The following is a 23,771-nucleotide window of genomic DNA, read 5'->3' on the forward strand; positions in this document are numbered from 1 at the left end:
CGCCTGATGGCTGACTACAATCTGATCGATCACGAATACGATGTCGTCGTCGTGGGTGCCGGGGGCTCGGGCCTTCGTGCCGCGCTCGGCGCCGCCCAGCAGGGCCTCAAGGTCGCCTGCGTGACCAAGGTCTTCCCAACCCGCTCCCACACGGTGGCGGCGCAAGGCGGCATCTCCGCCTCGCTCGGCAACATGGGCGAGGATTCGTGGAAATGGCACATGTACGACACCGTCAAGGGGTCGGACTGGCTGGGCGACCAGGACGCCATCGAATACCTGGTCCGCGAGGCGCCCAAGGCCGTCTATGAGTTGGAACACTGGGGCGTGCCCTTCTCGCGTACCGACGAGGGAAAGATCTATCAGCGCGCCTTCGGCGGCATGACCCGCAACTACGGCGAAGGCCCGGTCCAGCGCACCTGCGCCGCCGCCGACCGCACTGGTCACGCCATCCTGCACACCCTGTACGGCCAGTCGGTGCGTCGCGAGGTCGAGTTCTTCATCGAGTATTTCGCGCTCGACCTGATCATGCAGGACGGGGCCTGCACGGGCGTCACCGCCTGGAAGCTCGACGACGGCACCATCCACCAGTTCCGCGCCAAGCTGGTGATCCTGGCCACCGGCGGTTACGGCCGCGCCTACTTCTCGGCCACCTCGGCCCACACCTGCACCGGCGACGGCAATGCCATGGTGCTGCGCGCCGGCCTGCCGCTCCAGGACATGGAGTTCGTCCAGTTCCACCCGACCGGCATCTACGGCTCGGGTTGTCTGATCACCGAGGGCGCGCGGGGCGAGGGCGGCTATCTGACCAACTCCGAAGGCGAGCGGTTCATGGAACGCTACGCCCCCTCGGCCAAGGACCTGGCGTCGCGCGACGTCGTCAGCCGCTCCATGACCATGGAGATCCGTGAAGGTCGCGGTGTGGGGCCGAAGAAGGACCACATCTTCCTGCACCTGGATCACCTCGATCCGAAGATCCTGCACCAGCGCCTGCCGGGCATCTCTGAAAGCGCCAAGATCTTCGCCGGCGTCGACGTGACCAAGCAGCCGATCCCGGTCATCCCGACGGTCCACTACAATATGGGCGGCATCCCGACGAACTATCACGGCGAGGTCCTGACCAAGGTCGGCGACAATGCCGATACCGTGGTGCCCGGCCTGATGGCTGTGGGCGAGGCGGCCTGCGTGTCCGTGCACGGCGCCAACCGCCTGGGCTCCAACAGCCTGACCGACCTGGTCGTGTTCGGCCGCGCCGCCGGCCTTCGTGCCGGTGAGGTGGTGGACAAGGCCGCGCCGGTGCCTGCCGCCCCGGCCTCGGCCACCGCCCCGCACCTGGCCCGCCTCGACAAGTTCCGGAACGCCTCGGGCACCCACTCCACCGCCAAGCTGCGCAACGAGATGCAGCACGCGATGCAGTCGGACGCCGCCGTGTTCCGCACGGGCGAGACCCTGAACGAGGGCGTCGCCAAACTGCGCGACATCCACACCCGTTCAGCCGACATCAAGACCACCGATCGCGGCCTGATCTGGAACACCGACCTGGTCGAGGCTCTGGAATACGACAACCTGATCGACCAGGCCCTGGTCACGATCGAGAGCGCGGCCAACCGCGAGGAAAGCCGCGGCGCCCACGCCCGCGAGGATTTCCCGGACCGTCATGACGAGCAGTGGATGAAGCACACCCTGGCCTGGCGCAAACCCGGCGAGGGGGTCACGATCGACTACCGTCCCGTCCACACCTACACGATGTCCGCCGACATCGAGTACATCAAGCCCAAGGCGAGGGTTTACTGAGATGGTTCAACTCACCCTCCCGCGCGGTTCCAAGCCCAGCAAGGGCAAGGTCTATCCGGCTCCGGCCGGCGCGAAGAACGTCAAGACCTACAAGGTCTATCGCTACGATCCGAACGTGAACGCCGACCCGACCTGGGACGAATACCAGGTCTCGTCCGACGACCACGGGCCGATGCTGCTGGACGCCCTGATCCACATCAAGAACGAGATCGACCCGACCCTGTCGTTCCGGCGTTCGTGCCGCGAGGGCATCTGCGGCTCCTGTTCGATGAACATCGACGGGCGCAACACCCTGGCCTGCACCAAGGGCTGGGACGAATGCTCGTCTTCGACCATCGCCATCGCCCCCCTGCCCCACCAGGCCGTGGTCAAGGACCTGGTCACCGACCTGACGCTGTTCTACGCCCAGTACGACTCGATCAAGCCGTACCTGCAATCCGACGACGAGGACCCGACCACCGAGCGGCTCCAGTCGCCTGAGGACCGGGCCAAGCTGGACGGCCTGTACGAGTGCATCCTGTGCGCCTGCTGCTCGACCTCCTGCCCCAGCTACTGGTGGAACCAGACCGAGTACCTGGGGCCGGCGGCGCTGTTGCAGTCGTATCGCTGGATCTCCGACAGTCGCGACGACAAGACCCAGGAGCGGCTCGACGACCTCGAGGACCCGTTCAAGCTCTATCGCTGCCACACCATCATGAACTGCGCCCAGGTCTGCCCCAAGGGCCTGAACCCCGCCAAGGCCATCGCTGAAACCAAGAAGCTGATGGTCGCCCCGGGTCGGAAGAAGCAGGCGGCGTAGTGCTTATCTGGCTCGCGCTGTTGGCCTTGTCCGATGCGGCGGGGCCGATCGCGCGTCCAGACCTGAGCGCCGCCGTCGCCCGCTATGGCAAGACAGGGTCGCAGGAAGAACTCGAAATCCTTATCGCCTCAGGAGTTCCGGGGGCACAGGCTTTCCTTGATGGTCTGACCGCGATCAAGGCGCGGGATTTCCCGGCCGCCTGCCGCGCTTGGGGTACGGCGGCGGACGTCTCCGCCGAAGCGGCCCATTTCACTGCCGAATGTTATCAGAACGGCTATGAAGGTGCCCCGAAGGACATGGCTCGCGCGGTTGCCCTTTATACGGCGGCGGGCGAGGGCGGCTATGCCAAGTCGCTGTGCGCGTTGGGCAACCTCTACGCCTTCGGCGAGGGAGTGCCTGCCGATCCGGCAAGGGGTTTCGCCCTGTGCCGTCGGGGTGCCGAAGCGGGCGATCCTGACGCCCAGACCGATCTCGGTAATTTCTATGGTCGAGGCGAAGGCGTTCAGCGCGACTACGGGCAGGCGCGCTTCTGGTATGAGCAGGCCGCCTCGCAGAACCAGAGGAATGCGGCTTTCCAACGCGCAACTATGGCGTGGAACGGCCTTGGCGGGCCCGTCGACCGGGTCGAAGCCGGGATCTGGTTCGAGAAGGCCTATTCCGTCGGTCGAAAGGACGCCGCTCTTCTCATCGGGCGATCTGCGCTCACCCGTGCAGTACCGAATGCTCCTGTTGGCCCAGTTGATCTTGTACTCCTCGCCGAGGCGAGGCGCTGGATATTGATCGCGACGACCGAAGACCCCGAGCCGGAAGGCCGGGCGGCGGCTGCGGTACTGGCTGCACAGATAAGCGGATACGAAGCTCTTGCGCGACAGGACAGCAGAGTACCGTCGACTTAGACCGCTGACAGGCAGCGCAGACCAGCGTCAGCCGACCCCGTAGCCGTCCCACAGCGAGCGGTCCTTCAGGGTCGCGGCCAGAAAGGCGAGGTGGCGGTCGCGTTCGGCCTCGGTCGAGCGGGGCGCGAGCGGGCGGGGGCGCAGGCCGTGACCGCCGGCGGCGGCGAAGGCGGCGGCCTGTTCGGCGCCCTTGCGGCTGGTCAGGTCCAGGACCCGTTCCTTGCCGCCGCGCAGCTCCAGATAGACCTCGGCCAGCAGGCGCGCGTCGATCAGGGCGCCGTGGAAGGTGCGGTCGGCCAGATTGATCTTGTAGCGTTTGCACAGGGCGTCCAGCGAGTTCGGCTGGCCCGGATGCTTGGCCTGGGCCAGGGCCAGGGTGTCGATCCAGCGGGTCTCGTGCAGCAGGGCCTGGCCGCAGCGGCCGCACTCATGATCGATGAAGTTGCGGTCGAACTGGGCGTTGTGGGCGATCACGGGCGCGTCGCCGATGAAGTCCATCAGGTCGATGACGATCTCCGCGAATTTCGGCGCGTCCTTGACCTTGTCGTCGGTGATGCCGTGGACCCGGATGGCGTCGGGCGGGATCAGACGCTCGGGATTGACCAGGCGGTGAAAGGTCCGCCCCGTCGGCAACAGGTCCAGGATCTCGATACAGCCGACCTCGATCAGCCGGTCACCCGTCCTGGGGTCAAAGCCGGTGGTTTCGGTGTCGAGGACGATTTCGCGGGCCATGAGCGAATTATGGGGCCGTTCGCCGCCTCAGGAAAGGCCGGGCCGCCGCGAAGACCAGCCTGGACTGAGGACAGTTTCGACGATCCGGCGCACCTGCACCCGCGCCGCGTCCAGCCCGCGCCCGGTATCGATGACGAAGTCGGCGCGGCGACGCTTTTCCGCGTCCGGCGTCTGGCGTTCCAGGATGGCGGCGAAACGCTCTGCCGTCATTCCGGGCCGGGCCAGGACGCGCGCGCGCTGAATCTCCGGGTCGGCGCTGACCACGACCACGGCGTCCATGGCCGCATCGCCGCCGGTTTCGAACAGCAGGGGGATGTCCAGCACCGCCAGCCGGACGCCCCGCGCCTCCGCCCGCGCCAGATCCTCCAGCCGCCCCTCGGCGACCAGGGGATGAACGATCCGCTCCAGCCGTTTGAAGGCCGTGTCGTCCCGGCCCAGGGCCTCGGCCAGCCGAGTCCGGTCCACGGCCCCGTCCACGACCACGCCGGGGAAGGCCTCGCCCACCGGCCCGACCGCTGCACCGCCTGGGGCATAGAGCCGATGGACCGCGTCGTCGGCGTTCCAGACGGCCGCACCCTCGTCGGCGAACATCGCCGAGGTCGTCGATTTGCCCATGCCGATCGAACCGGTCAGGCCGACGATGATCAAGCCGGGTCTCCGATCGCCGCCAGCAGCAGGGGCCGCAGGTCCAGCGCCGGCGGCTCGACGCGGAAGATGGCCCGGAACGACGGCCCCGCCTGGCCGATCAGCATCCCCAGCCCATCCACCGGCGTCAGGCCCCGTGCCCGTGCCACCTTGAGGAAATCCGTCTCGACCGGCCGATAGGTCATGTCCATGACCGCCGTCCCCGCCGCCAGCTGCCCCAGGTCCAGGGTCGGCGGAACGCTGAGCGCATTGACGATCAGGGCCGCGCCGTCGAAGGCGCTCGCCTCGTTCGCAACCGACACCGCAGGGCCCAGATCGGCGGCCAGCGCCTCGGCCCGGTCACGCGACCGATTGACGAGCCGGACCTGGGCTCCCGCCGCCGCCAGGGTCTGGGCCGCCGCCCGCGCCGCGCCCCCTGCCCCCAGCATGACCACGGTCGCGCCCTTTAACGTCAGCGAAGGGGCCTGATCGGCCAGGGCCGCCAGAAGGCCGAACCCGTCGGTCGAATCGGCGTGGACCCGGCCGTCCTCGAACACCAGGACATTGGCCGAGCCCGAGGCGGTCGCCTCCGCGCTGGCGCTGTCGGCCAGGGCGAAAGCCTGTTCCTTGAACGGGGCGGTGACATTGACCCCGGCCAGCATCCCGGCCCGGCCGAACGCTACCAGGGTCTCGAACGCGGCTTCGTCGGGCGGGGCGAAGGCCGCATAGACGGCGTCCATCCCCGCGGCTTCGATCCAGGCATTGTGGATGACCGGACTCAAAGAATGGGCCACGGGCCGGCCGACGATGCCGCCCAGCCTGGCCGCGCCGGTGATCAGACGGCTCATGTGCTCAACACGCCGCAGCGCCTCAGTTCGGTCAGCACCGGCCACAACGGCAGGCCCAGGACGGTGAAATAGTCGCCCTCGACCCGCTCGAACAGCTGGGCCCCCAGGCCTTCCAGCCGATAGGAGCCGACGCAGGACCGGATCGCCTCGCCTTCTTCGGCGACATAGGCATCCAGAAAGGCGTCGGACGTCTGGCGCATCACCATCCGCGCCGTATCGACCCCCGACCAGACCACCGCGCCGTCCCTGGCCAGGGCCGCGCCGGAGTGCAGGGTGTGGGTCCGGCCGCGCATCGTCGCCAGTCGCGCCCACGCTTCCTCGACCGACCCGGCCTTGGAGATCAGGCCTCCGTCAAAGGCTAAAGTCTGGTCAGCCCCCAGCACCCAGGCCTCGGGCCGGTGGCGGGATACGGCGAGGGCCTTCGCACAGGCCAGCTCGACCGCGAGCTCTTCAGGCGACGCATCGGCCATGGCGACCTTGATGGCGTCCTCGTCCACCCCCGCGACCTCGACCGTGAAACTGACCCCCGCATTCGCCAACATCGACGCCCGGGCGCTGCTGCCCGACGCGAGTACGAGGGTGTCGCTGGCGCCGTCGCGCCTCACCAGGCGGCTCCGAGGCGGCGGGTGCGTTTTTCGCTGAGCAGGTTGACGATGCCGGCGGCGGTTTCCTCGACCGAGCGGCGGGTGACGTCGATGGTGGGCCAGCCGCGACGCTCGAAGGCCCGCCTGGCCTTGACCGTCTCGTCACGGACGGCGTCGTGGTCGACATAGGCCGAGGACCGGTCGGCGTTCAGGCCGTCGAGGCGGTTCCTGCGGATCTGGATCAGGCGATCGGGCGAGACGGTCAGGCCGACCACCAGGGGATTGCGCAGGGCCACCAGCCGCTCGCCGTCCTCCTGGCCCGGGACCAGGGGAACATTGGCGGCGCGGATGCCCCGGTGGGCCAGGTAGATGCAGGTCGGGGTCTTGGAAGTGCGGGACACGCCACAGAGGACGACGTCGGCACCTTCCAGCTGTTCCAGCGTCCCTTGGCCGTCGTCATGGGCCATGGCGTAGTCTAGCGCCGCGATGCGGTTAAAATATTCGTGGTCCAGGGCGTGCTGGGCCCCGATCCGGGTCGACAGGGCCGCCCCCAGATAGCGCGACAGAGCCCCGACCAGCGGATCCAGCGCCCCGATGTGCGGCATGTCCAGGGTCCGGCAGCCCTTCTCGAGCTGGGCCCGCAGGTCGCGATCGACCAGGGTATGAAGCACCACGCCCGGAGCCACGGCGATTTCCTCCAGCACCCGCTCCATCTGTTTGGACGACCGGACCAGGGCATAGATGTGCTCGATCGGGATGACGCCGTCGAACCGGGCGGTGACCGCCTTGGCCATGGCGTTCAGGGTCTCGCCGGTGGAATCCGAGACCAGGTGGACGTGGAAATAGGTCGCCAGTCGCGAGACGCCGGGTCCGCGCGCGCCGTCCGCCGGGGCGGGGCTCACGACGGGGTCCGCAAACTGAGGTGGGGATGCATCCGTGGCTTCCTGTGGATCACCCCTGGGACGAGGCGTTCAAGTCGGGTCGAAACGTCCCGTCGCCGGGGCATCGTTCTCTATAGCGCCGCGCCCTCGGGACGGCGAGACGGGATCGCGGGCGCCGTTTGAACCGCCAGAGCCTCGACTGTCCCAAGGTTGACACGCGCCGTTCGCCTGCGTGGGGAAAGTCCTAACGAAAGGTAAACGGTGCCCGTCGTCATCAACCGCCCGAACGGCGCTCAAACGCCCGCGCGTTAAGGGTTGGTTAAGGATTATCCACGGTTTCGACAGGGTGCGATGAATGCGCGCAGAGACCGTCACGCGTCTGTTAAGGTTCTGTTTACGTTCATGGCAATGAGGCCATGTCATCCCCGCCATCCCGGGCCCTACCTTCTGCCTCCATCTTTTTTCTATTCTTGATCAGGTGAAGGGGAGGGTCAGGCTTGAGAGCGGGGCTTGAGACGCAGGCGGGGGTCTCGTAGAGGCGGGTCATGACAACGCCTGCCCTGCTCCAAGTCCTCGCCGGACAGACTACGCCCCGTCCGCCCGTCTGGTTCATGCGTCAGGCCGGGCGCTACCTGCCGGAGTACCGGGCTCTGCGGGCGGAGGCTCCCGACTTCATCGCCTTCTGCATGAACCCCGAGATGGCGGCCGAGGCGACACTTCAGCCCATGCGCCGGTTCGGTTTCGACGCCGCCATCGTCTTCGCCGACATCCTGCTGATCCCCCAGGCCTTGGGTCAGGATGTCTGGTTCGAGACGGGGGAGGGACCGCGTCTGGGCGAAATGCCCGTCGTCGGGCGGATGGCGGAGCTGGCGCCGGTGGCCGGCGACCACCTGGCCTCGATCGGCCAGACGCTGTCACGGGTTCGTGCGGCTCTGGAGCCGGAACGGGCCCTGATCGGATTCGCCGGGGCACCCTGGACGGTGGCGACCTATATGCTGGACGGCCACCACAACCGGATCGGCAAGGGCGAGCGCGCCACGGCCCGGTCCTATGCCTATGCCGAGCCCGAGAAGGTCGACGGGCTGCTCGACGTCCTGATCGAGGCGACGGCCCATTATTTCCGGATGCAGCAGGACGCCGGCGCCCAGGTGCTCAAGATCTTCGAGAGCTGGGCAGAAGGGTTGCCCGACGACCTGTTCGACCGGCTGGTGCTGGAGCCCCACAAGCGTCTGGTCGCCCGATCGCGCGAGCTCGGCGTCACCGTGCCCCTGATCGGCTTTCCGCGCGGCTCGGCGGCCCATGCCGAACGCTATGCCCGTGAGGTCGACGTCCAGGCCGTGGCGCTCGACACCGCCTGTCCGCTGGAGGTCGGCAAACGGGTCCAGGCGATCAAGCCGATCCAGGGCGCGCTCGATCCCCTGCTGCTTCGCGTCGGCGGCGATCTGCTGGACCGGCGGGTCGATCAGCTGATGCAGGCCTGGGGCGACGGGCCGTGGATCTTCAACCTGGGCCACGGCATCCTGCCCGATGTGCCGATCGCCCATGTCGAACAGGTGCTGAAGCGGATCGGTGCGCAGTGACCGGCCCGACCCCGGACCGTCGGATCGCGGTCGTCCTGTTCAACCTGGGCGGGCCCGATGACGCGGCCTCCGTCAAGCCCTTCCTGTTCAACCTGTTCAGCGACCCGGCCATCATCGGCCTGCCGGGATTTCTGAGGAACGCTGTGGCCCGGGTGATCTCGTCGCGGCGAGAGACCTCGGCCCAGGCCAATTACGCGATGATGGATGCCGGCGGCGGCTCGCCCCTGCTGCCCGAGACCCGCAAACAGGCGGTGGCTCTGGAGACGGTGCTGTCCGAGGGCCTGCCGGGCGACACGGTGCGCACCTTCATCGCCATGCGTTACTGGAACCCGCTGACGGAACAGGTCGCGGCCGAGGTCGCGGCGTTTGCGCCTGACGAGGTGGTTCTGCTGCCGCTCTATCCCCAGTTCTCGACGACGACGACCGAGTCGTCGCTCAAGGCCTGGAACGCCGCCTACTCAGGACCCGGCCGCACCCGCGCCGTCTGTTGCTACCCCCAGGCCCCGGGATGGATCGAAGCCCAGGTCAAGGGCATCCGGGCCGCCCTGATCCAGGCCGGCGACGAGCCGGTGCGGGTCCTGTTTTCGGCTCACGGCATCCCCGAGAGCCTGGTCCTGAAGAAGGGCGATCCGTATCAGGAACAGGTCGAATCCACTGTCGCGGCTGTGATGGCCGGGTTGGGCGAAGGCGTGGACCACGTCCTCTGCTATCAGAGCCGGGTCGGGCCGATGAAATGGCTGGGGCCGACCACACCCGACGGCATCGCCCAGGCGGCCAGTGACGGTGTCGGCGTCATCGTGGTGCCGGTGGCCTTCGTCTCCGAGCACATCGAGACCCTGGTCGAGCTCGACATCGAATACGGCGAACTGGCCCACAGCCTCGGCGTCGCCCCCTATCTGCGCACCCCCACGGTCAGCCTGGCCGCGCCCTTCATCGCCCAGCTGGCCGAGGCCGTGACCGGGGCGCTCGGCCGCGATACCATCGCCACCGCCCCCTGTGGTCAGGGCTGCAAGGCGCGCTGGAAGGCCTGTCCCTATCAGGCCGAGCAGGAAAGCCGCGCCGCATGAACGCTTATGACATCGCCCGGGGCCTGCACATCCTGGCCGTGATCGCCTGGATGGCCGGCCTGCTGTTCCTGCCACGCCTCTATGCCTATGACGCCGAACAGGCCGACAAGCCCGAGCCGCTGAAGACCGAAATGCGGACCCTGCTGCGTGCCTGGCAGGGGCGGCTGCTGAAGATCATTCTGAACCCGGCGGCGACCCTGTCGCTGATCTTCGGGGCTTGGCTGATCCATCTCGACGTGCAGATGCGGGGCCCCGAGTTCCTCGCCCAGCCGTGGATGGTCGTGAAGCTGCTGGGCGTCGCCCTGCTGTTCGGCTGGCACGGCTTCCTGTCGGCAGAGCGCAAGCGAATCCTGGCGGGGACGTCGGTACGGACCTCGAAATTCTGGCGCATGACCAACGAGATTCCCTTCCTGCTGGCCATCGTCATGGTCCTCTCGGTGACGACAGAGTGGACGCTTAGCTAGGCGGTCACGCTTGACCCCGCCCCCCGATCCGTGGTTTCGCTGCGCGTGAGGCGTGGCTTCGGCTGCGCTGCCCTTCTCTCTGCGCCGACCGGTGCGCCTGGCTTGTTAAGCCGCCGCCGGACCCGACGCCCTCCCTCCGGCCCACAAGGCCAATCTTTTCCAAGCCTCCCGTCCCGCGCCGCCTGGCGTCCGGGCGCGCGGCCGAGTGCTATCCCGACATGACCGACGCATCCGACACCGATTCCGCCGCTTCCGAGGCCGAGGCCCTGGATACGCCGTCGTCCGAAGATCAGTCGCCCGACGCGACCCCGGAAGAGATCGCCGCCGCTGACAGCGCCATCGAAGCCGCCGAAGCCGAGGACGAGGAGGAGGGCGAGGCCGTCGTCCCGTCAGGCCGGATCACGCTTCAGGAACTGAACGACAAGACCCCCGCCGACCTGGTCGCCTTCGCCGAACAGCTCGAGATCGAGAACGCCGGCAACCTGCGTAAACAGGACCTGCTGTTCGCCATCCTCAAGGCCCTGGCCGACGAGGAGGTCGAGATCATCGCCGACGGGGTTCTGGAAATCCTGTCCGACGGCTTCGGCTTCCTGCGCAGCCCCGGCGCCAACTACCTGCCGGGTCCGGACGACATCTATGTCTCGCCCTCGCAGATCCGCCGCTTCGGCCTCCGGAACGGCGACACGGTCCACGGGGCCGTTCGTGGCCCACGCGAAGGCGAGCGCTATTTCGCCCTGCTCAAGGTCGACACGATCAATTTCGAGAGCCCGGAAACGGTCTCGACCAAGGTCCTGTTCGACAACCTGACCCCGCTCTATCCCGACGAGCGGCTGCACATGGAAATCCAAGATCCGACGCTGAAGGATCGCTCGGGCCGGGTCATCGACATCGTCGCGCCTCTGGGCAAGGGTCAGCGCTGCCTGATCGTCGCCCCGCCGCGCGTCGGCAAGACGGTCATGCTTCAGAACATCGCCAAGTCGATCGAGAAGAACCATCCCGAGGTCTTCCTGATCGTCCTGCTGATCGACGAGCGCCCCGAAGAAGTGACGGACATGCAGCGCACCGTGAAGGGCGAGGTCGTAGCCTCCACCTTCGACGAGCCCGCCACCCGCCACGTCGCCGTCGCCGAAATGGTGATCGAAAAGGCCAAGCGGCTGGTCGAGCACAAGCGTGACGTCGTCATCCTGCTGGACTCGGTCACGCGTCTGGGCCGGGCCTACAATGCGACCGTCCCGTCGTCGGGCAAGGTCCTGACCGGCGGCGTGGACGCCAACGCCCTGCAACGGCCGAAGCGGTTCTTCGGTGCGGCGCGGAATGTGGAACAGGGTGGATCGCTGACCATCATCGCCACGGCCCTGATCGACACCGGTAGCCGGATGGACGAGGTGATCTTCGAAGAGTTCAAGGGCACCGGCAACTCCGAGATCGTGCTGGACCGCAAGGTCGCCGACAAGCGCATCTTCCCCGCCATCGACGTGCTGAAGTCCGGCACCCGCAAGGAAGAGCTGATCACGCCCAAGGATCAGCTGACCAAGACCTATGTCCTGCGCCGCATCCTGAACCCCATGGGGCCGCAGGACGCGATCGAGTTCCTGCTCGACAAGCTGCGCCAGTCCAAGAACAACGCCGACTTCTTCCAGTCGATGAATACGTAAGGCGACGTCTCCTCCCCATCGCCGCGCGATAGGGAGGAGACTACGGCACCAGGATGCTCGATCCCGTCGTCTCGCGGGATTCCATCGTGCGGTGCGCCTCCCGGATATCCTCCAGCCTGAACGTCCGGCCGATCTCGATCTTGACGCGTCCCGAGGCGATCTCGGCGAACAGCGCGGCGGCGCTGTCGTCGAGCTCTTCGGTGGTGGCGATATAGTCGAAGAGGGTCGGCCGGGTGACGAACAGCGACCCGCCACGCGACAGTCTCAAGGGATCGAACGGCGGGACCGGGCCTGAGGCGTTGCCAAAAATCACCAGCATCCCGCGCCGGCTGAGGCTGGCCAGAGACGCCTCGAAGGTCGTGGCCCCGACCGAGTCGTAGGCCACGGCGACACCCTTGCCGTCGGTGATCTCTCGCACTCGTGCGGCGATGTCCTCGTCGCGATAGAGGATGGTGTGGTCGCAGCCGCGCGTCCGGGCCAAGGTGGCCTTTTCAGGCGATCCGACTGTGCCGATCACCGTTGCGCCGATCCCCTTGGCCCACTGGCACAGGATCTGACCGACCCCTCCGGCGGCCGCGTGGACGAGGATGACCTGACCCTGTTTCACGTGAAACGTTCGCCGAACAAGGTATTCCGCAGTCATGCCTTTGAGCATCACGCCCGCCGCGACGGGGAGCGGAATCTCGTCCGGCACATGGACCGCCCGGGCCGCCTCGACGACATGAGCCTCGGCATAGGCACCGACCGGACCGCTGGCATAGGCGATGCGGTCGCCGAGCTTGAACCGGGTCACGCCTTCACCGATCGCCTCGACGACGCCGGCCCCCTCCAGCCCGAGACCCGTCGGACAGGGCAGGGGATAGAGGCCGGTCCTCTGATAGATATCGATGAAGTTGAGCCCCATGGCCTCATGACGGACGCGGACCTGACCGGGCCCGGGCTCGGGGGTCGGGACATCGATGACGGTCATAGCCTCGGGCCCGCCGGGTGCCTCCATCCTGACGGCGCGCATCAGGTCGGGTTCCTGGTGGGCGAGGGGTGCGAGGTGGGCATTGGCGGGTTCCTTTCGGGGGCCGGATCGGCCTATGAACGCATGAACTCTAGGTCGGAGCGCCGCCGTGAAAGTCAATATCGAGATCGAGTGCGAACCCGCCGAGGCGCGCGCCTTTCTGGGCCTGCCCAATGTCGAGCCGCTGAACGACCATCTGGTCGCTGAGATGCAGAAGCGGATGGACGCCAACATGTCGGCCATGCAGCCCGAGGAACTGATGAAGTCCTGGACCAGCTTCGGCCTCCAGGCTCAGGACCAGTTCCGCCAGCTGATGCAGGCGGCGGCGACGTCGGTGACCAAGCCGTGATGCAAGACTCTCCTCCCCGTCGCATAGCGATGGGGAGGTGGCGCGCCGCGCCTTCGCGGCGTGACGGAGGGGGCGACCAGGTTTTTCCGGCCACACGCCTCCCATTCACCCCAGCGTGTCGCCCCCTCCGTCAGCTCGCAAGAGGCTCGCTGCCACCTCCCCATTCGCTGCGGAAACGGGGAGGAGAGCTATGAGCACCATCTTCGCCCTCGCCACCCCGCCGGGACGCGGGGCCATCGCCATCCTGCGCCTTTCGGGGCCGGGGACGGATGCGGTTCTTGCGGCCCTCGGCGCAGGCAGGCTGGAGCCTCGCCTCACTTCCTTGCGCACCCTGACCCACGACGGCACCGTCATTGATCAGGCGCTGGTCCTCCGCTTTCCGGGTCCGCACTCCTACACCGGCGAAGACTGTGCGGAACTGCATCTGCATGGGGGGCGGGCGGTCGTTGAGGCGGCGTCAAGCGCGCTGATCGCGCTCGGCCTGCGCCCCGCCGATCCCGGCGAGTTTACCCGCCGCGCGTTCGAGAACGGCCGCATGGACCTGGCTCAGGCCGAGGCGGTCGCCGATCTGATCGATGCCGAAACCACAGCCCAGGCGGCCCAGGCGCTCGGCCAGCTCGACGGCGCGCTCAGCGCCACCTACGGCGGGTTCCGGCGTGATCTGCTGACGGCCCTGGCCCTGGTCGAGGCCGAGATCGATTTTCCGGACGAGGAGATCCCGGACAATCTGGCCCGGACCGCAGGGCCCGTGCTGGACCGGTTGACGGCGGATCTGCGGGCCGCCCTCTCCGACGCCGACCGGGGCCGTCGTGTCCGCGAGGGCTATCGCATCGTCCTGATCGGCGAGACCAACGCCGGCAAATCGTCCCTGTTCAACGCTCTTGTTTCACGTGAAGCAGCCATCGTGACCCCGATCGCCGGCACCACGCGGGACGTGCTGGACGCCGAGCTTGTCATCGGCGGCTATGCCGTCACCCTGTCCGACACCGCTGGCCTGCGCGACAGCGACGACCCCATCGAGGCCGAAGGCGTGCGCCGCGCAAGGGCGAGGGCCGCCGACGCCGACCTGCGTTTATGGGTCCGGGCTCCCGGTGATCCCGAGGGGGTGGCCGCCGGTTTCGCCCGTCCCGACGACCTGTTGGTCCTGACCAAGGCGGACCTTGCCGCGCCGGGGACGTCACCGGACCACGCCGCAATCACACTCAGCACGACGACGGGTCAGGGTCTTGCGGAGCTTCACGACTGGATCGCCGCCCGCTTGGCCGATGATCTGTCGGGCGCCGACTTCCCGGCCGTGACGCGCGAACGCCACCGCCTGCGCCTGACCGAGGCCCTCACCGCCGTCGAGGCAGGCCGCATTGCCCTCGACATCGCCCCCGAGATGGCCGCTGACGACCTTCGCCGCGCCGCCGACGCCCTGGCCCGCGTCACGGGCGCGATCGGCGTCGAGGACGTCCTGGGCGAGGTCTTCTCGACCTTCTGCATCGGGAAGTAGAGGACAGGTTCGAGGCTTGAGGTTTGAGGTTCGAGCAGGGGGAGCGTCGCCGTGATCGATGGCGAGTCTCGCTTTCCTCGATCCTCGCCCCTTAGCCCTCGAACCTCGAACCTCCCTCGGTCACTGGCGAAACACGCCCGTTTCCCCTATGTCCCGCGCCATGAACTCCCCTTCGACCTTCGACGTCATCGTCATCGGCGGTGGCCATGCCGGCTGTGAGGCGGCGGCGGCTGCGGCACGGTCGGGTGCGCACACCCTGCTGTTGACCCAGAAGCTCGAGACCATCGGCGAGATGAGCTGCAATCCGGCCATCGGCGGCCTGGGCAAGGGCCATCTGGTGCGCGAGATCGATGCCCTGGACGGCTTGATGGGACGGCTCGGTGACAAGGCCGGGATCCAGTTCCGTCTACTGAACCGCTCCAAGGGTGCCGCCGTTCAGGGGCCGCGCAGCCAGATCGATCGCCGCCTGTACCGCGAGGCCATGCAGGCCGAGCTGGCCCGGACACCGAACCTGACCCTGATGGCCGGAACCGCCGAGGGGCTGATCCTCGACGACGACCGCGTCTGCGGGGTGACGACCGGGGAGGGGGTGGCGATCCGCGCCGGGGCCGTGGTCCTGACCACGGGCACCTTCCTGAACGGCGTGATTCACTGCGGCGAGGAGCGGACGCCCGCCGGCCGACGCGGCGACGCGCCCTCGACCGGGCTGGCCGCCGACCTCTATGACGCAGGCCTGCTGATGGGGCGGCTGAAGACCGGCACCCCGGCGCGGCTAGACGGCCGCACCATCGCCTGGGACCGGCTGGAGATGCAGGCGGCCGACGATGTCCCTGTGCCGTTCAGCTTCCTGACCGACCGGATCGACTTGCCCCAGATCGCCTGCGGCATCACCCACACGACCCAGGCGACCCACGACATCATCGCAGCCAATCTGGGTGAAAGCGCCGTCTATGGCGGACACCTGACCGGACGCGGCCCGCGCTATTGCCCCTCGATCGAGGACAAGGTCGTGCGGTTCGCCGACAAGACCTCGCACCAGGTCTTCCTGGAACCCGAGGGGCTGGACGATCCGACGGTCTATCCGAACGGCATCTCCACCTCGGTCTCGCCCGAGACCCAGATGGCGTTTCTGCGGACCATGCCCGGGCTGGAATCGGTCGAGGTTTTCCGGTTCGGCTATGCGATCGAGTACGACTACGTCGATCCGCGCGAGCTGACCCCCATGCTCGAGGTCAAACGGCGGCCGGGTCTGTTTCTGGCCGGTCAGATCAACGGCACGACGGGGTATGAGGAAGCCGGGAGTCAAGGGTTGATTGCGGGGCTCAACGCGGCGCGTCTGGCTTCAGGTGCCTCGCAAATCCAGTTGGGGCGGGACCAGGCCTATATCGGGGTGATGATCGACGATCTGGTCACACGCGGTGTGACCGAGCCCTACCGGATGTTCACGAGCCGTGCGGAGTACCGTTTGACGCTCCGGGCCGACAACGCCGATCAACGGTTGACACCGCTCGGGATCGAACTCGGAATCGTCTCGTCCGAGCGCGCCGCACGGTACGGAGCCAAGGCGGCCGCCTTGACCGAAGCCTCGGCCCTGGTCCGGGAAACAACCTTCACCCCCAAGGAGGCGCAGGTGCTGGGAATCACCGTCAATCCCGACGGCCAGCGGCGGTCGATGCGTGATCTGCTGGCCTATCCCGGCGTGGACCTGTCGGCGTTCGTCGGGGCCTATCCCGTGATCACGAATTGGCCCGCTGCCGTGCGCGAGCAGGTCGAGATCGACGCGGGCTATGCCGTATACCTTGACCGCCAGGCGGCCGATGCTCAGGCCCTGCGCCGGGAGGAAGCCTTGGCCCTGGGGCACGAGATCGACTACGCGGCGATCGGCGGGCTGTCGAACGAGCTGCGCGAGAAACTCAGCCTGGTGCGTCCCACGACCCTGGGCCAGGCGGGGCGAATCGAGGGCATGACGCCCGGTGCCCTGACCGCGCTTTTGTCGCACGTGAAACGTTCCGCCAAAGCGGACAACGTCGCCGCGTGACCCCCGCCGAATTCCAGACGGCCACCGGGGCCTGGCCCGAGCGGATGGCGGACCTCGCCGTCTTTCTCGATCGGCTGACCGAGGCCAATGCGGTGATGAACCTCGTCGGGCCGGACAGCCTGCCGGACTTCTGGAATCGGCACGCCTTCGATTCTGCGCAACTGCTCGACCTCGCGCCCGATGCCCGGACCTGGGCCGATCTGGGGGCCGGGGCAGGGTTCCCGGGGGTCGTCCTTTCGATCCTGTTGAAAGGCCGCGCCGACGCCCATGTCTGGCTGATCGACTCGCTCCAGAAGCGCTGCCGTTTCCTCCAGACCATCGTCGATCAGCTCGACCTGCCGGCCACCGTCGTCTGGGGTCGGGCCGAGGAACAGGAGATCAAGGTCGATGTCGTGACGGCCCGCGCGGTCGCCCCGTTGGAGAAACTTCTGGGTTATGCACAGCCCTATCTGAAGCGCGGTGCACAAGGTCTGTTTCTCAAGGGAGAGAAGGCCGAAGCCGAGTTGCAAGAGGCCCGCAAGGTCTGGCAAGTGGATGCAGACCTCTCCGTCTCCCGCAGCGATCCGCGCGGACGAATCCTAACCGTCAGGACACTGCGCCGTGGCTCTTGAACGCGAAAAGCGAACCCGTGTGCTTGCCGTCTCCAACCAGAAGGGCGGGGTGGGCAAGACGACGACCGCCATAAACCTGGGCACCGCCCTGGCCGCGATCGGCGAGAAGGTCCTGATCGTCGACATGGACCCCCAGGGCAATGCCTCCACGGGTCTGGGTGTTCCACGTGAAACACGACGGATCACGATTTACGACGTGGTGGTCGACGGACGGTCGATCCACGAGGCGGCGGTCCAGACCAGCGTACCGGGCCTGTTCATCATCCCTGCGGACGCCGACATGTCGGGCGTCGAGATCGAGCTGAGCCAGGCGGACCGGCGGTCGTATCGGCTGCGCGATGCCCTCGAAAAGCCCGCCGATGCTGGCCATACCGCGTATGACTACGTCCTCATCGACTGCCCGCCGTCCCTGAACCTTCTGACGCTCAACGCCATGGCGGCGGCGGACGGGGTGCTGGTGCCCTTACAGTGCGAATTCTTTGCGCTGGAGGGCCTGACGCAGCTGATGAAGACGATCGAGATGGTCCGTCAGAGCCTGAACCCGTCACTGGAAATCCAGGGTCTGGTCCTGACCATGTACGATCGTCGCAACGCCCTGTCGGGTCAGGTCGCGGCCGATGTGCGCAGCCATTTTGGCGACAAGGTCTATGACGCCGTCATTCCCCGCAACGTCAGGGTCTCGGAGGCTCCGTCGTTCGGCAAGCCTGTGCTGATCTATGACCTGAAATGCACTGGCAGCCAGGCCTATCTGCGCCTCGCCAAGGAAGTGGTCGGCCGCGAGCGCCGTCGCCGCGCCCAACTCGCCGCCTGAACCTTAACGAACGGAATTGCCTGAAGTGTCTGAACGTCAACGCGGTCTGGGTCGCGGTCTGTCCGCTTTGATGGGTGAGACCATCAATGAGCCGGTGTCGGTCACGGGCGATGCGTCGCGCGGCGTCACCACCCTGCCGATCGAGCAGATCAAGCCCAACCCCCACCAGCCCCGCAAGATCTTCGCCCAGGAACAGCTGGACGAACTGGCCAACTCCATCCGCGACAAAGGGGTGCTTCAGCCCATCCTCGTGCGGCCGATCACGGGCCAGTCGGACCTGTACCAGATCGTCGCCGGCGAACGCCGCTGGCGCGCCTCCCAGGCCGCCCGCCTGACCGAAGTGCCCGTCGTCATCCGCGAAATGGACGACGCCGAGGTGTTCGAGGTCGCGATCATCGAGAACGTCCAGCGCGCTGACCTGAACCCCATCGAAGAGGCCGAGGCCTACAAACAGCTGATGGAACAGTTTGCGCGGACCCAGGACATGGTCGCGGGCATCGTCGGCAAGAGCCGCAGCCATGTGGCCAACACCATCCGCCTTTTGCAACTGCCCGACGGCGTCATCGACTATGTCCGCGACGGACGGCTCAGCGCCGGCCATGCGCGGGCCCTCGTGACCGCGCCCGACCCCGCAACCCTCGCCGAACAGGTCCATCGCGACGGCCTGAACGTCCGCCAGACAGAAGCCCTGGCCCGCAAGGCGGCTGCAGGTCCGGTCGCGCCGGTAACCAAGGCCGGAGGCGGTTCCCGCGAGGGTGCCGCCGACATCGCGGCGCTGGAGAACGACCTCGCCGACGCCCTGGGGCTGAAGGTTTCGCTGGCCGATCGGGGCGGGAAGGGCGATCTGGTCCTGTCCTACGCCACGCTCGAACAGCTCGATGATCTGTGTCGGCGTCTTATGCGCCTGTAGCGGCCATCCCGTGCTAGGCTGACGCCATGAACGATACGCCCGAGACCCCCGCCGAAGCCCTGAAACGCGTCCTCGCCGCCAAGAAGGCCGGTGCTGCCGGCGGTGGCGGCGGCTTCAAGCCCGCCCAGCACGCCGAAAAAGCCGCTCAGGCCAAGAGCGCCGCCATGGCCAAGCCCGCCTTCAAGAAGGCGTCGAAGCGGGGATGATATCTTCTTCTCCCGCGTAGCGGGGGAAGTGTCGCGTCCCTGAGCGAAGCGAAGGCAGCGACGATGGGGGTCGTGTGAAGGAAGCGAAGAAGCAAGACTTCCCCCATCGGTCCTGGATCGTTGCGCGATCGACGGACCGCTTTCCCCCGCAAGCGGGGGAAGAAGATCAGTTACAGCCCCAGCCGCCTGGCCCGCGCCGCGATCTCCAGCAGCAGCCGCTCGGCGATCAACGCCTCGGGCATGCCCGTGGTCTTCGTCGCCACGTCGGCGGTGTTGATACTGTCCAGCACCCGGTCGAGGTCGTCGAGACGCCAGGCGCGGGCCTGACGCAGCATTTCGGCCTCCTGTTTCCAGAAGACGCCGGCGGCCTTGGCGGCCTCCTTGGCCCCGCTGCCGGCTTCCTGAAGCACATTGATGCGGCGCAGCTTGCCCAGATGGATCGAGGCCTGGCGCACCGCCATGACGGCGCTCTCGCCCTCGGCCAGGGCGCGGCGCAGGCCGGATTGCGACGGCGCGGGACGGCCACCAAAGGCTTGCAGCGCCGCGTCCTGAAGCGAGGCGTCGGGCTCGACCCCCAGATGGGCCTCCAGCTCGGCGACATCGATCTGGCGACCGGACCCGGGGCCAATGTAGAGCACCAGCCGTTCGATCTCCTGACGCATCAGGCCGCGCTCGCGGGGCAGGCGGGACACGAAACGGTCCAGGGCGTCTGACGTCAGCGACACCTTCTCTCCAGCCAGGGCCTCGCGGGTCATGCGGGCCACGTCGCCGGTCTCGTCCTCGTAGCAGACGATGGCGGCGGAGCCCTTGCCCGCCTCGGCGGCCTTGCGAAGCGCCGAGTCGCGGCCCAGAGCGCCCGCTTCGATGACCAGCATGGCGTCGGGGTTGAAGCCGCCGTCGCCGTGGGTCTTGACCACGGCCGCCAGCATCTTGTCGATCGAGGCCTTGTCGCCGCCCAGCCGCACGCGGACCAGACGCCGCCCGCCGATCATGCTGAGCGCCGTCAGGGCCTCTTCCAGCCGCGCCTCGTCGCCGTCGATATCGCTGTCTGTCAGGACGGTGACGTTGAAGGGGTCGTTCAGGTCCGGCGTGACCGTCTTGCACAGGACGGTGGCGCGCTCGGAAACGCCCGAGCGGTCCTTGCCGTGGATGAGGACGGCCCGGATCCCTGCGTCCGGACGGGCCAGGAAGCGGTCGATCTCGGGCCGCTTGGCCAGGATCATCGGCGCGGGCTCATTCCGACAACGCCCTGAGGATATCCAGACGGATCAGACGGGCCAGTTCGGCGGCGGCGCGGTCCTCGCCGTCCTGCTGGGCGGCGATGGCGGCATAGGGCTGGTCTGCAGCGGCGTAGGTCAGGGTCGCGGTCTCGACGCCGGTCAGGGGGGTGCCGGCTCCGGTCGGAGTCAGCGTCCAGGCCGTGCGGACGGTCAATTCATAGCGGGTGGCGGTGTCGTCGATCCGGCGGCCAAGGGGGCGGCGGCTCTGTTCCGTCAACGTCGTCAGCCGCCAGGCCGGCTGCGATCCCCGGTCCCAGCCGAGGGAATCCTCCAACTGCTCGCGCAGCCGATAACCCAGGCGGTTGTCCTCGGCCGTCACCGCGATCCGCGACATGACCGGAACTCCGCCCGTGGCGTACATCGGCGTGAACCCGCACGCGCTGGTGCACAGACCCGCGACCGCGATCGCGACGAGGCTAAGCGCCGCCGGGTGCCCCCGGCTCATCCGGCCACCAGATTGACGATGCGGTCGGGCACGACGATGACCTTGCGGATGGATTGGGCGTTGGCTTCCAGATAGGCCTGAACGGCCGGGTTGGCGAGCGCCTCGGCTTCGACGGCCTTGGGATCGGCACCGCACGGCATCGTGATCTCGCCTCGGCGCTTGCCGTTGATCTGGATGGGCAGGACGACCTCGTCGTCGGCGGCCAGGCCCGCGTCGAAGACGGGCCAGGGGGCGTCCAGCACCATGCCGTCGTGGCCCAGCCGCGCCCAGGCTTCCTCGGCCAGGTGGGGGGTGAAGGGGGCGATCAGCCGGGCCAGGGCCGACAGGGCCTGCGCCTTCGCCTCGCCGCCGGCGTCCTTCGCATCGCGGACGGTGGCCAGGAAGGCGTACAGTTTTGCGATGGCCGAGTTGAAGCGGAAGCCTTCGACGCCTTCGGACACGGCCTTGATGGCCTTGTGGGTCTCGCGGACCAGGGCGGTGTTGGCCGTGGCGTCGCCCTCAGGAGCCGCATCATAGGCTTCGAACTCGGCCCAGACGCGCTGGACGAAGCGGCTGGCGCCCTCGACCCCACCGGGGGTCCACTGAACGTCACGCTCGGGCGGTGAGTCTGACAGGACGAACAGGCGGCCGGCGTCGACGCCGTGGCTGTCGAGGATTTCCTGGGGCGCGACGACGTTCTTCTTGGACTTGGACATCTTCTCGATGTCGCCGATGATCAGGGTCTCGCCAGTCGAGAGCTGGCGGGCGCTGCGGACCCCCGCATCATTGGTCAGGTCCACGTCGGTGGGCTCGACCCATGCCCCGTCGGCGCGGCGGTAGGTCTCGTGGACCACCATCCCTTGCGTGAACAGGCCGGCGAAGGGCTCGCGCACCGACAGCATGCCGGCGTCGGCCAGGGCGCGGGTCACGAACCGGGCATAGAGCAGGTGCAGGACAGCGTGCTCGACCCCGCCGATATACTGATCGACCGCCAGCCAGTGGTCGGCGGCGGCTGCGTTGATCGGCTCGGCGGCCGTCGGATCGGGGAAGCGGGCGAAATACCAGCTGGAATCGACGAAGGTATCGAGTGTGTCGGTCTCGCGCGTCGCGTCTGCCCCGCAGGACGGGCATTTGACGTGTTTCCAGGTCGGATGCCGCGCCAGGGGGTTGCCGGGCACGTCGAAGGTCACGTCATCGGGCAGGACGACGGGCAGTTGATCCGCCGGAACCGGAACGACGTCGCAGGCCTCGCAGTGGATGACCGGGATCGGGCAACCCCAATACCGCTGGCGGCTGACGCCCCAGTCGCGCAGGCGATAGATGGTCGCCCCCTTGCCCTGACCGGCGGCCTCGACGCGCTCGATGGCGGCGGCCTTGGCGGCCTCGACCGACAGGCCGTCCAGGAAGTCGGAATTGAAGATGGAGCCCGGGCCGACATAGGCCTCGGTGCCAATCTCGACGTCCTCGGCCCCGTCGGGCTTGACCACCGGGGTGACCGGCAGGTCGTATTTGCGGGCGAAATCCAGGTCGCGCTGGTCGTGGGCCGGACAGCCGAAGATGGCACCCGATCCGTATGTAGAGAGCACGAAATTGGCCGCCCAGACGGGCAGGGTCCTGTCCGGGTCGAAGGGGTGACGAACCCGCACGCCCAGGTCGACGCCCAGCTTTTCGGCCTTTTCGATGTCTGCTTCGGAGGTGCTGGTCCGGGCGCAGGCCTCGGCGAAGGCGGCGACGTCTGGGCGGTGGGCGGCGATCGCCCGGGTCAGGGGATGGTCGGGGGCCAGGGCCAGGAAGCTGGCCCCGAACAGCGTGTCGGGGCGGGTGGTATAGACCTCGATCGGGTCACGGGCGTGATTGGGCTCACCCTCAGGCGAGGCGGGCAGGAAGTCCGGCGCTTCCACGATGTCCCACCACAGGGTCGCGCCCTTGGACTTTCCGATCCAGTTCTCCTGCATCAGCCGGACCTTGTCGGGCCAGCGGCCTTCCAGCGTCTTCAGCCCTTCGATCAGGTCGTCGGCATAGTCGGTGATGCGCAGGAACCACTGGTTCAGCTTGCGCTTCTCGACGATCGCGCCCGAGCGCCAGCCGCGTCCGTCGATGACCTGTTCGTTGGCCAGAACGGTGTTGTCGACCGGATCCCAGTTGACCACCCCGTCCTTGCGATAGACCAGGCCACGCCGATACAGCTCCAGGAACCAGGCCTGCTGCTTGCCGTAGTATTCCGGGTCGCAGGTGGCGAATTCGCGGCTCCAGTCCAGCGACAGGCCCAGCAGTTTCAGCTGTTCGCGCATCGCCGCGATATTGTCGTAGGTCCAGCCCTTGGGGTGGATGCCGCGTTCCATGGCGGCGTTCTCGGCCGGCATGCCGAAGGCGTCCCAGCCCATGGGATGCAGGACATCGAAGCCTTGCGCCCGCTTGTGACGTGCCACGACGTCGCCCATCACATAGTTGCGGGCGTGGCCCATGTGGATGTTGCCCGACGGATAGGGAAACATCTCGAGCACATAGTATTTCGGCCGGCCGGTATCCTTCGCGACGAAGGCGTCGGCCTGGGCCCAGCGCGCCTGCTGGCGGGGTTCGGCGGTCTTGGGGTCGTAACGGGCCACGGGAATCCTGGAAGCGGAGAGGGCGATCCCCTCCGCGCTCACATAGCCCGAATGGCAAGACGGCCCAAGAAAATCGGGACGCGCGTCGCGCTCAAGCAGCGAGGCTCCGCG

Annotated in this window: 23 protein-coding genes; 14 read left to right on the plus strand and 9 right to left on the minus strand. The window is 67.6% G+C overall.

The features are described 5' to 3' along the window. The first annotated feature begins 6 nt into the window (after nucleotides 1-6). The 3 genes from sdhA to O5K39_RS02975 are packed head-to-tail and all read left to right on the plus strand — an operon-like array spanning nucleotide 7 to nucleotide 3,486. Nucleotides 7-1,791, plus strand: coding sequence for a succinate dehydrogenase flavoprotein subunit (gene sdhA, locus O5K39_RS02965; RefSeq protein ID WP_271145793.1), 1,785 nt, complete (start codon nucleotides 7-9; stop codon nucleotides 1,789-1,791). A gap of 1 nt (nucleotide 1,792) precedes the next feature. Then, the gene (locus O5K39_RS02970; protein WP_271145794.1) at nucleotides 1,793-2,590 is read left to right on the plus strand and encodes a succinate dehydrogenase iron-sulfur subunit; all 798 of its coding nucleotides are present in this window, start codon (nucleotides 1,793-1,795) and stop codon (nucleotides 2,588-2,590) included. Nucleotides 2,591-2,616: 26 nt separating this feature from the next. Then, entirely contained in the window at nucleotides 2,617-3,486 is an 870-nt protein-coding gene (locus tag O5K39_RS02975) for a tetratricopeptide repeat protein (RefSeq protein WP_271145795.1), read from the plus strand. Between the two features lie 27 nt (nucleotides 3,487-3,513). Here the strand turns inward: O5K39_RS02975 and dnaQ are convergent, their stop codons facing one another. Genes dnaQ through O5K39_RS03000 form a run of 5 tightly spaced genes read right to left on the minus strand, consistent with a single transcriptional unit; the run spans nucleotide 3,514 to nucleotide 7,176 of the window. Further along, complete coding sequence (gene dnaQ / locus O5K39_RS02980) at nucleotides 3,514-4,218, minus strand: DNA polymerase III subunit epsilon (protein WP_271145796.1); 705 nt, start codon at nucleotides 4,216-4,218, stop codon at nucleotides 3,514-3,516. Between the two features lie 27 nt (nucleotides 4,219-4,245). Further along, the gene (gene coaE / locus O5K39_RS02985; RefSeq protein ID WP_271145797.1) at nucleotides 4,246-4,866 is read right to left on the minus strand and encodes a dephospho-CoA kinase; all 621 of its coding nucleotides are present in this window, start codon (nucleotides 4,864-4,866) and stop codon (nucleotides 4,246-4,248) included. Next, nucleotides 4,863-5,690 carry a shikimate dehydrogenase gene (locus O5K39_RS02990; protein WP_271145798.1) on the minus strand — a complete coding sequence of 276 codons (828 nt, stop codon included), beginning with the start codon at nucleotides 5,688-5,690 and terminating at the stop codon, nucleotides 4,863-4,865. Before O5K39_RS02990 ends, coaE begins: the two co-directional genes overlap by 4 nt. Continuing rightward, complete coding sequence (locus O5K39_RS02995; protein WP_271147216.1) at nucleotides 5,687-6,298, minus strand: nucleoside triphosphate pyrophosphatase; 612 nt, start codon at nucleotides 6,296-6,298, stop codon at nucleotides 5,687-5,689. The genes O5K39_RS02990 and O5K39_RS02995 overlap by 4 nt, the downstream gene beginning before the upstream one ends. After that, the gene (locus tag O5K39_RS03000) at nucleotides 6,292-7,176 is read right to left on the minus strand and encodes a pyruvate, water dikinase regulatory protein (protein WP_271145799.1); all 885 of its coding nucleotides are present in this window, start codon (nucleotides 7,174-7,176) and stop codon (nucleotides 6,292-6,294) included. The genes O5K39_RS02995 and O5K39_RS03000 overlap by 7 nt, the downstream gene beginning before the upstream one ends. A 524-nt stretch (nucleotides 7,177-7,700) precedes the next feature. Here O5K39_RS03000 and hemE point away from each other — a divergent pair. The 4 genes from hemE to rho all read left to right on the plus strand — a co-directional run bounded on the left by hemE (nucleotide 7,701) and on the right by rho (nucleotide 11,921). Beyond that, on the plus strand, nucleotides 7,701-8,735 hold the full coding sequence (hemE, locus tag O5K39_RS03005) for a uroporphyrinogen decarboxylase (RefSeq protein WP_271145800.1): 1,035 nt from the start codon (nucleotides 7,701-7,703) through the stop codon (nucleotides 8,733-8,735). Next, on the plus strand, nucleotides 8,732-9,802 hold the full coding sequence (gene hemH, locus O5K39_RS03010) for a ferrochelatase (RefSeq protein WP_271145801.1): 1,071 nt from the start codon (nucleotides 8,732-8,734) through the stop codon (nucleotides 9,800-9,802). The genes hemE and hemH overlap by 4 nt, the downstream gene beginning before the upstream one ends. Then, nucleotides 9,799-10,266 carry a CopD family protein gene (locus tag O5K39_RS03015; RefSeq protein ID WP_271145802.1) on the plus strand — a complete coding sequence of 156 codons (468 nt, stop codon included), beginning with the start codon at nucleotides 9,799-9,801 and terminating at the stop codon, nucleotides 10,264-10,266. Before hemH ends, O5K39_RS03015 begins: the two co-directional genes overlap by 4 nt. A gap of 218 nt (nucleotides 10,267-10,484) precedes the next feature. Then, on the plus strand, nucleotides 10,485-11,921 hold the full coding sequence (gene rho, locus O5K39_RS03020; protein ID WP_271145803.1) for a transcription termination factor Rho: 1,437 nt from the start codon (nucleotides 10,485-10,487) through the stop codon (nucleotides 11,919-11,921). 40 nt (nucleotides 11,922-11,961) lie between these two features. On the opposite strand, the gene O5K39_RS03025 is transcribed toward rho, so the two are convergent. Further along, the gene (locus O5K39_RS03025; protein WP_271145804.1) at nucleotides 11,962-12,933 is read right to left on the minus strand and encodes a quinone oxidoreductase; all 972 of its coding nucleotides are present in this window, start codon (nucleotides 12,931-12,933) and stop codon (nucleotides 11,962-11,964) included. Nucleotides 12,934-13,039: 106 nt separating this feature from the next. On the opposite strand from O5K39_RS03025, the gene O5K39_RS03030 reads away from it, so the two are divergent. From O5K39_RS03030 to O5K39_RS03060, 7 genes are all read left to right on the plus strand, one after another. After that, complete coding sequence (locus O5K39_RS03030) at nucleotides 13,040-13,279, plus strand: DUF6489 family protein (RefSeq protein WP_271145805.1); 240 nt, start codon at nucleotides 13,040-13,042, stop codon at nucleotides 13,277-13,279. A gap of 190 nt (nucleotides 13,280-13,469) precedes the next feature. Continuing rightward, a complete protein-coding gene (gene mnmE / locus O5K39_RS03035; protein ID WP_271145806.1) occupies nucleotides 13,470-14,774 on the plus strand; it encodes a tRNA uridine-5-carboxymethylaminomethyl(34) synthesis GTPase MnmE in 1,305 nt (434 codons plus the stop codon). A gap of 160 nt (nucleotides 14,775-14,934) precedes the next feature. Next, complete coding sequence (mnmG, locus tag O5K39_RS03040; protein WP_271145807.1) at nucleotides 14,935-16,812, plus strand: tRNA uridine-5-carboxymethylaminomethyl(34) synthesis enzyme MnmG; 1,878 nt, start codon at nucleotides 14,935-14,937, stop codon at nucleotides 16,810-16,812. Between the two features lie 44 nt (nucleotides 16,813-16,856). Next, nucleotides 16,857-17,423, plus strand: a complete 567-nt coding sequence (gene rsmG / locus O5K39_RS03045; RefSeq protein WP_271147217.1) for a 16S rRNA (guanine(527)-N(7))-methyltransferase RsmG — start codon at nucleotides 16,857-16,859, stop codon at nucleotides 17,421-17,423. Further along, nucleotides 17,413-18,234 carry a ParA family protein gene (locus O5K39_RS03050; RefSeq protein WP_271145808.1) on the plus strand — a complete coding sequence of 274 codons (822 nt, stop codon included), beginning with the start codon at nucleotides 17,413-17,415 and terminating at the stop codon, nucleotides 18,232-18,234. The genes rsmG and O5K39_RS03050 overlap by 11 nt, the downstream gene beginning before the upstream one ends. Before the next feature lie 25 nt (nucleotides 18,235-18,259). After that, nucleotides 18,260-19,144 carry a ParB/RepB/Spo0J family partition protein gene (locus tag O5K39_RS03055; RefSeq protein WP_271145809.1) on the plus strand — a complete coding sequence of 295 codons (885 nt, stop codon included), beginning with the start codon at nucleotides 18,260-18,262 and terminating at the stop codon, nucleotides 19,142-19,144. Nucleotides 19,145-19,170: 26 nt separating this feature from the next. Beyond that, a complete protein-coding gene (locus O5K39_RS03060; RefSeq protein WP_271145810.1) occupies nucleotides 19,171-19,350 on the plus strand; it encodes a hypothetical protein in 180 nt (59 codons plus the stop codon). A gap of 170 nt (nucleotides 19,351-19,520) precedes the next feature. Here the strand turns inward: O5K39_RS03060 and holA are convergent, their stop codons facing one another. The 3 genes from holA to leuS are packed head-to-tail and all read right to left on the minus strand — an operon-like array spanning nucleotide 19,521 to nucleotide 23,660. Further along, the gene (gene holA, locus O5K39_RS03065; protein ID WP_271145811.1) at nucleotides 19,521-20,573 is read right to left on the minus strand and encodes a DNA polymerase III subunit delta; all 1,053 of its coding nucleotides are present in this window, start codon (nucleotides 20,571-20,573) and stop codon (nucleotides 19,521-19,523) included. 10 nt (nucleotides 20,574-20,583) lie between these two features. Then, complete coding sequence (lptE, locus tag O5K39_RS03070) at nucleotides 20,584-21,075, minus strand: LPS assembly lipoprotein LptE (RefSeq protein ID WP_271145812.1); 492 nt, start codon at nucleotides 21,073-21,075, stop codon at nucleotides 20,584-20,586. Further along, nucleotides 21,072-23,660: a leucine--tRNA ligase gene (gene leuS / locus O5K39_RS03075; protein WP_271145813.1), complete on the minus strand. Its 2,589-nt coding sequence runs from the start codon at nucleotides 23,658-23,660 to the stop codon at nucleotides 21,072-21,074. Before leuS ends, lptE begins: the two co-directional genes overlap by 4 nt. Nucleotides 23,661-23,771 lie beyond the last annotated feature (111 nt).

The sequence above is a fragment of the Brevundimonas sp. NIBR10 genome, from assembly GCF_027912515.1.
In the GTDB taxonomy this organism is placed as follows: domain Bacteria; phylum Pseudomonadota; class Alphaproteobacteria; order Caulobacterales; family Caulobacteraceae; genus Brevundimonas.